General features: G+C 50.9%; 2 protein-coding genes. Both read right to left on the reverse strand.

Annotation, left to right across the window (positions count from 1 at the left end; translation table 11 throughout):
• Nucleotides 1-117 precede the first annotated feature (117 nt).
• Nucleotides 118-621, reverse strand: coding sequence for an HNH endonuclease (locus FBQ85_29875; protein MDL1879340.1), 504 nt, complete (start codon nucleotides 619-621; stop codon nucleotides 118-120).
• Between the two features lie 77 nt (nucleotides 622-698).
• Nucleotides 699-1,655 (reverse strand): DNA cytosine methyltransferase, encoded by a 957-nt coding sequence (locus tag FBQ85_29880; protein MDL1879341.1) that lies wholly within the window; start codon nucleotides 1,653-1,655, stop codon nucleotides 699-701.
• Between the last annotated feature and the right edge of the window lie 185 nt (nucleotides 1,656-1,840).

Consider the following 1,840-nt stretch of genomic DNA (forward strand, 5'->3'; position numbering starts at 1 on the left):
CGGTGATCGCACCCGCGATGCTCGCCGACCAGCGCTCGTCGAACCCGCCCGACAGGTAGAAGCGACCTTCGGCGCGCCCATAGTTGCCGAACATGAGTTAGATTTGCGCGGCAAGATTCAGGCGCTGTTCGGGAACTTTTTCTTGAGCCACTTCAGGACTTCCAGCTGATCTTGCGCAGTTGCACGCCGCACATTTACAAGCAACTTCATCAAGTCCGGTCGCGGCAAGGTCGCGTTTGAGGCACCCTCATTACACACAGAGCAAATCGCCTTTAAGTTGGAGGCATCATCAGTTCCCCCCAAACTCTTATCAATCACATGCCCCATGTGGAGTCTAGTAGTGCGCGTTGAATCGTACGGGTGTGGCTCACCAGCAACAGCACCGCACATTTGGCAGGTATTGCCGTTTCTATCTAAAACAAACGCGCGAGTTTCTTTTGAAATCGCTCTGTCAAACGCAGGAATCGGTTTTGGTGTTTCAAGAAGGTATTGCCCTGGCTTCAAATTCGCCCTGTCATTATGGGTTAAAATCTGATAACCCTCTTCATTCCGCAACTCGCGTACTCTTCGCGCCCATTCTGACTGGTTATCTGCAATTTCACGCAATTCGTCAGAGTCCATAATTCGTCCAATATTTGACAGAAAATGCTTGCGCAGCTTTGCTTTTGCGCCGTATTTTGCTCGTTTTTCTGACATATTCAGCCAACCTTCTTCGCACGTTGTTTCGAACTTATTTCTAACGCCTTAAAAATCGCGCCAGAAACAGCCTTGGCTACGGGCGGTGGAAATGCGTTCCCGATTTGGCGATACGCTGCCGTTTTTCCTCCAGCGAACAACCAATCATCTGGAAATCCTTGAATACGTGCGGTCATCCTAGTCGTCAGCCGGGGCATTCCAACAAAATTTTTATCCGGCGCAGCATCGGCCAGCCCCCTTCCATCAACGCCAAGAGATGCCCAAGCATTTCTAGCGCGCGTAGGGCCGAGATCAGGCCCACCATGTTTTTTACTACCTCCTACGAGTGTGGGAGCAATATCAGATGCGTATTTCGCCCAACCGTCTGCCCCGCGCCATCCATTTGACTTCATCAAATCTTTAAGCAACTCGCCAACCGTTTTAGGCTGCACTAAGTTTTGTTCAGGCCAGTCAAAGTGACATGACAGATCTTTTCGGAGCGCCACGAAAATCACCCTCGGCCTAAGCTGCGACACCCCATAATCACTGGCATTTAAGAGTCGCCATTCAGCGTGATAGCCAAGCTTAGACAAGTCACGGATCAACTTTGCACGATAATCATCAAAAATGGCATCCAAAATACCACGCACATTTTCCAACATGACTGCGCGAGGCTTTGACTCCGCAATTAGCCTAAGAGCTTCCGGGAATAAATCGCGATCATCCTCATTCCCCAGCTGCTTGCCTGCTTTTGAAAAGGGCGGACAGGGCACACCTCCCGCCAGTAAGTCTACGCCCCGATAGTTGAGCGCAGAGAATGACCGCAAGTCCATTTCCTCAACAAGCCAATTCGGCCTATTCGCTCGCAATGTCTGGCAAGCGTGCCGGTCAATCTCAACAAGGCATACATGCTCAAAGCCAGCCAAATCAACACCGAGAGCCTGACCGCCAGCGCCTGCGCAAATTTCCAATGAAATCATATGGTTAATATCTCTTTTGTGTGCGGCGTGATCCTACAGTACCATAGTCTCAGGAGCTGCGACAAAGACGATGACAGGGCGCAAATCTAACAATTCGTGTATGGACTCCCTTTGCAAGTGACCGAGTAAATGGTTTTCCGGCAAGCGGTGCGGTTGCAGTCGTGTATGCGGCCTTGGGGCGAGCG

The organism is Cytophagia bacterium CHB2 (genome assembly GCA_030263535.1).
GTDB lineage: Bacteria > Zhuqueibacterota > Zhuqueibacteria > Zhuqueibacterales > Zhuqueibacteraceae > Coneutiohabitans.